5 protein-coding genes are annotated in these 8,299 nt (G+C 34.7%); 4 read left to right on the top strand and 1 reads right to left on the bottom strand.

Annotated features, from left to right (window positions below; genetic code table 11):
* Positions 1-631 precede the first annotated feature (631 nt).
* Positions 632-1,090 (top strand): cold-shock protein, encoded by a 459-nt coding sequence (locus BMY56_RS14070; protein WP_091625556.1) that lies wholly within the window; start codon positions 632-634, stop codon positions 1,088-1,090.
* A gap of 16 nt (positions 1,091-1,106) precedes the next feature.
* Complete coding sequence (locus BMY56_RS14065) at positions 1,107-2,042, top strand: EamA family transporter (protein WP_091625553.1); 936 nt, start codon at positions 1,107-1,109, stop codon at positions 2,040-2,042.
* Here the strand turns inward: BMY56_RS14065 and BMY56_RS14060 are convergent.
* Entirely contained in the window at positions 2,035-2,619 is a 585-nt protein-coding gene (locus tag BMY56_RS14060; RefSeq protein ID WP_091625550.1) for a pseudouridine synthase, read from the bottom strand. The genes BMY56_RS14065 and BMY56_RS14060 overlap by 8 nt on opposite strands.
* Before the next feature lie 119 nt (positions 2,620-2,738).
* Between BMY56_RS14060 and BMY56_RS14055 the strand changes: the two genes are divergently transcribed.
* On the top strand, positions 2,739-4,292 hold the full coding sequence (locus tag BMY56_RS14055) for a DEAD/DEAH box helicase (protein WP_091625547.1): 1,554 nt from the start codon (positions 2,739-2,741) through the stop codon (positions 4,290-4,292).
* A gap of 123 nt (positions 4,293-4,415) precedes the next feature.
* Positions 4,416-8,135: a BspA family leucine-rich repeat surface protein gene (locus BMY56_RS14050; protein WP_091625545.1), complete on the top strand. Its 3,720-nt coding sequence runs from the start codon at positions 4,416-4,418 to the stop codon at positions 8,133-8,135.
* Positions 8,136-8,299 lie beyond the last annotated feature (164 nt).

The raw sequence follows: 8,299 nt of genomic DNA, 5'->3' as shown, positions 1-8,299 counted from the left end.
GCTACCCATTGCACCCTTTTACTATTCTTGAAACTTGAAAAAAATGTATTTCTTCTCGATTCTGTCGGTGTATTTCTGATAAAAGTTCTCATGATATTTATTTTTAATTGATGATTAATAATTTTCTTATACTAACTAGACGACGGTAAATCAATTTTGTTACAGTACTATGCATAAAAAGGTACTATTTTTAACATATTTTAATTCTATATATAATTAAATAATTGATATACAGGTGTTTATGTTGATTTAAAAAATTAAATTTTTAACGATTAAACTTTACGAATTGTGTTGATACCTATTTTATTGTATGTTGAAGTAGAGAAATTGTGAAGCTAATTGTACATAAAACAACATGATTTTCAACCATACTATCAATTGTAATCTAAAGCATCTTTAAGGAATAAGATATTTCTATCGTTACATTGATAGTTTGATTCATTGATATACTTCATATTCCGAATACAAATCTTATCTTTGCAGAACTTATAAAGGGATGCAGATGATTCTTGCAATGGCCTTACAACGAATGAAGTCATAGATTACTCAAGAAACCTACCATTCGTTATACACGTCACCACGTATTTCAATTCCTTTACAGTAAAATCAAGTATTATCATTAAAATTTCGAATGGCAAAATCACAACAGACTTTTAATAAAACTGAAAAAGAAAAAAAACGCTTAAAGAAGCGTGAAGAAAAAAAGAAAAAAATGCTTGCCCGTAAAGCAGCAACAAAAGAAAGTGGTACCTCTGGTATTCCACTTGCTTATGTTGATTACAATGGTAATTTGGTAGACACTCCGCCAGATCCTTCTATGAAAGTTGAAGTTGATGCTGAAGATATTATCTTAGGTATTCCTAAAAAGGAAGAAGGAGATGTTGAAGAATTTGATCCAGTAAGAAACGGCAAAGTTTCATTTTTCGATACTTCAAAAGGCTTCGGATTCATAATTGATTCTGAAAACAATGAAAAATATTTTGTTCATGTTAGTGGTCTTATTGATGAGATTATGGAAAATGACAAAGTAGCTTACGAGCTTGAACGAGGCATGAAAGGTATGAATGCCGTTCGTGTTAAGAAGATATAGTCTATAAAGATTTCTAATGGCAAAAATGCAACGCAACACCATTTTGGTCGTATTGTCATTTTTTGCTATTTACTTCATTTGGGGATCTACCTATTTATGGAATAAAATTGCAGTTACCGAATTACCTGCCTTTATGTTGGCGGGTATTCGTTTTGTAGTAGCCGGTAGTTTAATTTTTATACTATCAAAGATTTTAGGACTTCCTTTAAAAATCACCAAAAAGCAATTTAAAAATACATTTATTGCAGGTTTTTTGTTCCTAACCTTTGGTAATGGAGTAGTAGTTTGGGCCTTAAAATATGTTGATAGTGGCTTTGCAGCTCTAGAAGTGTCAGCACAACCCTTAGTCGTTTTGTTAATGATGCGAGTGTTACAGGGTAAAAAAATACAGCCTATGTCTGTCATCGGTGTAATTTTAGGCATAACCGGAATTTTCCTTTTGGTAGGTCAGCAGGAAATTATTGCTCAAGATGGAGCCATTTTAGGAATGGTCCTGATTTTTATATGTATGTTAAGCTGGTCTTACGGTAGCCTTTTTGTCGGTAAAGCTGATTTACCGGCTAATTTCTTTGTGAACACAGGATACCAAATGCTTTCAAGTGGACTATCATTACTGTTAATAAGTACTTTATTGGGTGACATGTGGTCTTCACCTACACAATGGAGCACCCCTGTAATCTGGTCTATGTTACTATTAATTATTTTTGGAAGTATCGTAACTTTTACCGCATTCAATTATTTGTTAAGAATTGTATCGCCAGAAAAGGTGGCTACATCATCTTACGTAAATCCGATAATTGCAATGCTCTTAGGATGGTATTTTTTGAATGAAGCTATTACCTTTCAATCGGCCATTGCTTCTATAATCTTGTTAACAGGAGTCTATTTTATTAATACCAAAAAGAGCCTAACCATATTTTCTCGTTTCTCAGGGAAAAGAATTCCTAAATAGATTCTAAATTTAAAGTTGTTGGTATTACTTCACCGGTTATCATCGTTGCCATATTAATTTTTCCAATACGAATTCTAATTAATCGTACCGTTGGAAAACCTACTGCAGCAGTCATTTTTCTGATTTGCCTAAATTTCCCTTCCCTTAAAGTTATACTTATCCATGAGGTTGGTCTATGCCTACCTATTCGTAAAGATGAATGAGCATCAGGTAAGGTTGGAGCAATTTCTAAAAACCTTACAATGCATGGTTTAGTGATATATTTAGTACCAAAAATTCCTATGCTTATTCCTTCAGACATCTTCTTTAGTTCCTGAGAAGAAATTAATCCATCTAGCTGTACTAAATATTCCTTTTCAATTCCTGAACTATTTATAGTATCACTTAATTTTCCATCTGTAGTCATCAGTAAAAGACCTTCCGATTTTTCATCCAATCTACCTATTGGCATTATTCCTTCAGGAAAATCATAAAGCTCACTTAGAAACCGTTTTCTTCGTAATTGGCGAACTTCCCCTGAGGTCATTTGACTCAACATGCCAAATGGTTTGTTTACAATAAAATGGCAATGTTTCATTATTATGCTATAATCTGTCCATAATCGGTTACCAATGGTCGCAAAAGATACCCTTTTTAACCCATGTATTAGTAATGTACTACGGAGAATGTTACCTTTGCAAATCCAGAAAAGATTTTATGCAAGAGACTGTTTTTGAATTACAGGATAGAAAGACCGATAAGGAACTTTATAGTTATCAACAAGGAGCAATTCAACAAATTTTTGACAAGTTCGATTCAGAACGAGATGATTACCACCTTTTATACCAATTACCTACAGGTGGTGGTAAAACAGTAATTTTTTCTGAAATGGTACGGCAATATTTAAAGAACCATAATAAAAAGGTTCTGGTAATGACTCACCGTATTGAACTTTGCAACCAAACATCAAAGATGCTTACAAGCTTTGGGGTTGTAAATAAGGTGGTAAATAGTAAAGCCAATTTAGACGATCAAGAACGCTATAGCTGCTATGTAGCCATGGTTGAAACATTGAATAATAGGTTGAATGATGGTCATTTAGATATTTCTGATGTCGGACTCGTAATTATTGACGAAGCACATTACAACTCATTTACCAAACTATTTAAATTTTTTGAAAATTCCTTTGTTTTAGGTGTAACGGCAACTCCGTTAAGCTCGAACAAAGATTTGCCAATGAACAAAAACTATGATGAGCTTATACCAGGTGAGTCTATAGAGAATTTAATTGCAAATGATTTCTTGGCAAGGGCAGAAGTTTTTCAATATGACATGGGTCTAACCTCTTTAGAAATAGGCTCTAACGGTGATTATACTGTAAAATCATCTTCAGATTTGTATACGAGCCCAGCGATGTTGAACAAACTTTTAGAAGCGTATACAAAGCATTCTAAAGGTAAAAAGACCTTGATTTTTAATAATGGCATTGAAACATCGATACAGGTTTATCATACATTTCAAGCAGCGGGTCTTCCGATAATGCACCTTGATAATACAGCTACTAAAAAACAGCGTAAGCAAATATTAAAGTGGTTTAAAGAAACGCCAGATGCTATTTTAACATCGGTAAGTATCTTAACTACGGGTTTCGATGAACCTACTATCGATACTATAATTCTAAATAGAGCAACAAAATCTCTTACTCTGTATTATCAGATGATAGGTAGAGGTTCTAGGGTTTTAAATAACAAATCGAAATTTACTGTTATCGATTTAGGTAACAATAAATATCGTTTTGGACCATGGGGTGCCGATTTAGACTGGGGTGCTATCTTTAAGTCGCCTAATTTCTATATGGACCGTATTCGTGATGATGAGGATATCGAAAGCGATTTTAAATTGGACTTATCCGACGAAGTAAAAGAGGAATTTAAAAATTCGAAGGAAACGTATTTTGATATTAAAGACATTTATGAAACCGCAACATTTGCTGGTGAATCTTCTAAAGTGGTGTTAGAACGATCAATTGCACATCATGCTTATATTTGTATTGAGAACAGTGAAGATGTCTATGATGCTTTGGCACTGGCCAAATTATTAAAAGAGGATATTGACAACCGTATACATGTCTATGGTAAATGTATCAGCAAGAGCACTTATAATTTCTTAAGCTGGTTAAAAGATGATTACCAAAAGAAATTAAATGCTTATTTACGTGAAAACTTCGATACCGTTTTTGAAGAAATTCATGGGCATCCGCCGGAGGATTAAATTGTTTTTCCTTTAGGAACTATTATACAGTTCATGAAGGAATAATAGTACATTTAATCGAATAATTATCTGAGCATAGGGTTTAATTGGTAGATTTAAGCAATCAACCACAATAACCCTTCAATGCGATATATTCTCAGTTTTCTATTATTTTTACTCGTTAACACTACCTACTCTCAAAATGCCTTTATATCTACTTGGAAAACCGATAACCCCGGTGTTTCTGAGGATAATCAGATTAGGATACCAACGTTTCCAGGAGAAACTTATAATTATACTGTTGATTGGGGAGATGGTACTTCGAACAACAATGTTACCGGAAATATCACCCATACATATGTAACTCCAGGCACTTATCAGATTTCAATTATTGGTGATTTTCCACGAATTTATTTCAATTATTTCCCTGATGATGAAGAAAGGGACTATGAAAAACTCGTATCCATTGATCAATGGGGAGAAGTTAAATGGTCCTCTATGAGTAATGCTTTTGCCCGATGTTCTAATATGGATGTCAAGGCTATTGATATTCCTGATTTATCTCTTATTAATAACATGAGTCATATGTTTGCGGGCTGTATTAATCTAGTGGGTAATGACAGTTTTAATAATTGGGATGTCGCTGGTGTCACTAATATGAGTACTATGTTCCTTATAACATCTTCATTTAATCAACCTATAAGTGGTTGGGATGTGGGTAAAGTAATGGATATGTCCGTAATGTTTGCAGGTGCCACTTCTTTTAATCAGGATATTGGTACTTGGGATGTAAGCAGCGTAAGTTCTATGGGGCTTATGTTCTCGAATGCAATATCTTTTAATCAGGATCTTGGTAATTGGGATGTAACTATTGTTGATGATATGAAGGGCATGTTCAGAGGTTCTGGTCTTTCCAATGACAATTATGATAATATATTAGTAGATTGGAGCCAATTACCATCTTTACAGAATGGAGTGACGTTGGATGCAAATCAAAACCAGTATTGTCTTTCTGCTGAGTCACGCCAAAAAATTATTACTAATTATGAATGGGTTATCAATGATGCTGGCGAAAATTGTTTGGATGATAATTTGCTACCCAAATTAATTAACTTTTCACCTGCTAATGAAGCTAGTGAAGTAGGGCTTACCCATAATATTACTTTGTCTTTCGATCAAGAAGTAAATGTAGTTAGAGAAGGTTCTTTTGTCTTTGCTGCAACCGGAGGGTCTAACTCTCGTGGTTTTGGGTTTTCTCCTATTGAGACAGTCATTAGTAATGAAAATGGTACTGTAATATTAAATCCACCCGCCGATTTAAATCCTAATACAGAATATATTGTAAGAATTGACCCTGGAATATTTGTAAACGAAGAAGGTATTGTTTTTCCAGGTTTGAATGATGCAAACGTATGGCGTTTCTCTACTATTAAGACAGAGGATAAACAAGCCCCAAATCTTATAGGTTTGAGCCCTGCTAATGAAAGTGTAGATGTTAGTGTTGATGCTGTTTATAAGTTGACTTTTGACGAGCCTATTAAGTTAGGTGCTTCTGGAAATGTGATTATTTTCACAGACAATCCCTATAGCAGCCCTGAGATAGTTGCCTTTGTTTCTCGAAATAACATTAAGGTCATTGATAACGTAGTGGAAATAGATCCTGAAATAACATTAGATCCACTTACATCCTATAGAATTCAATTAAATGAGGGTTTTATAGAAGATTTAGTAGGGAATGACTTCGTGCCAAATCCAAATTTTTTGAACATTACTACAGAGGCTCTACCTTTTATCACCACTTGGAAAACGGATAATCCTGGAGTGTCCGAAGGTAATCAAATTACCATTCCCACTTTTTCAGGGGAAACTTATGACTTTACAGTGGATTGGGGCGATGGAACTTCAGATACCAATATAAATGGAGATATTACACATACTTACGAAGTTCCAGGAACCTACCAGGTTTCCATAGCCGGAACTTTTCCTAGAATTTACTTTTATGGGAATCATAATCCTGGTTCAAATGATGTTTTGAAAATTCTTTCTGTTAATCAATGGGGGACAATTACTTGGACATCTTTTGAAAGTGCTTTTGAAGGTTGTTCGAATTTGGATGTATTGGCACAAGATATTCCTAATCTATCATTGGTTTCAAGTCTTAAATTGATGTTTGACGGTTGTGCGAATTTAGTTGGAAATTCATCTATCAATAATTGGGATGTATCCAATGTGAGCAATATGGATGGTGTATTTGCAAATGCTTTAATTTTTAATCAAAATATCAATGGATGGGATACATCTAGAGTCACTACAACTTCAGGAATGTTTTTTAAGGCTCGTTCTTTTAGTCAACCATTGAATTCTTGGAATGTAACTAATGTCGAAGATATGTCATTTATGTTTGGTAGTGCAGATGAGTTCAATCAACCTTTAGACTTATGGAATACCACGAGTACGAAGAATATGAATGGCATGTTCGAATATGCAATAGAATTCAACCAACCTTTGGATTCTTGGAATGTATCAAATGTGGAAAATATGCAGTCTATGTTCTTGGGCGCACGCAGTTTTAACCACCCCTTGAATTCTTGGAATGTTTCAAATGTAACAAATATGTATGGTATGTTTCAAGAAGCAGGTGTGTTTAACCAACCATTAAATTCTTGGAATATTAAAAGTGTTAATAATTTGTCGAGTATGTTTTGGAATGCAACATCCTTTAATCAGAACATTGCTGATTGGAATGTTTCAAACGTAACATACATGAATAGTACGTTTAAAAATGCGATGTCGTTTAATCAAGATTTGAGTAATTGGAATATTGTAAATGTCAGTAGTATGTATGAAATGTTTTCCGCGACTAGTGGTACCACAGAAATTTATGACAAAACCCTCATTGGTTGGTCCAATCTACCTACATTACAAAATAATGTAGTTTTTGATGGAGGCAATAGCCAATATTGCGAATCTGAAGAGGCTCGGCAATATCTTATAGATACGTATGGCTGGACGATAACCGATGGTGGCAAAGATGCCTTGTGTAACCAAGATAATGACTTGGATGGCATCCTAGACCATAAGGATAATTGCTTAAGTACAGTTCCTAACGCTACCGTGAATGAAAACGGCTGTGAGATCATTCCCAACAATGCCATTTTGGTCTATGGTTTAACGCCAACCTGCCCTGGGCAATCTAATGGTAGTATTCAAGTAACTAGCACCTTGGCAAATCACTCCTTTTCCATAATAGTGGACGGTCCCTCGGCATCTACAAACTATAATATTTCTCTTTCTGAACCTTTCAGTATAGATAATTTAACCGCTGGCGCGTATACCGTTGAGATTTCCATACCTGAAGTAAATCATACCCAAACTTTTGGGATCCAAATCAATGAAGTAGGTAGTATTAGAGGAAAGCGGGAAAATCTGGACCTGAATTCCAAGAGTGTGTCCTATGTCGTGGAGGGAAGCCATTCGTACAAAGTCAATATCAATGGTCTGGTAACAACTTTTGATTTCGACTCCACTGGCACAAATCAAATTGAATTGAACGGTTTAAAAGGCTTTAATGAGATTTCCATTACCGGAGAAAGCGACTGTCAGGGGATGGTTACCGATTCATTTGCCTTTTCAGATGGAATAATTATGTATCCCACGATTACTACGGGTGAAGTATTTGTTGAAGGTTTCGATGAATCAAGTACCGTGTTGGTTTATGATTTAGCGGGTAGACTAGTATTAAGCCAAATTCTTTCAGGCAAAGGCTCAAATTCAATAGACTTACGAGCCTTGGAAAACGGTATGTATCCCACAGTAATTCAATCAAAAGAAAATTCAAAAGCATTTAAGATTATAAAGCAATGATATATAAAGCGTTAAAATATTTCACAGGTCTTGCCTTAGTTTTTGTATTCCTAAATTCTTGCGATAAAAGCACTCCTGCAGAGACAGAAAAACAGATAGACAAGCCACTTCCTACCAAAGCAACAGGTACTTTACCAGCTAATGGTGAACCATGCTCTGAATTT

This window comes from Maribacter orientalis, assembly GCF_900109345.1.
Taxonomy (GTDB): Bacteria; Bacteroidota; Bacteroidia; order Flavobacteriales; family Flavobacteriaceae; genus Maribacter; species Maribacter orientalis.
The sequence above is the reverse complement of the archived record's forward strand: the minus strand, read 5'-3'. Positions and strand labels throughout refer to the sequence as shown.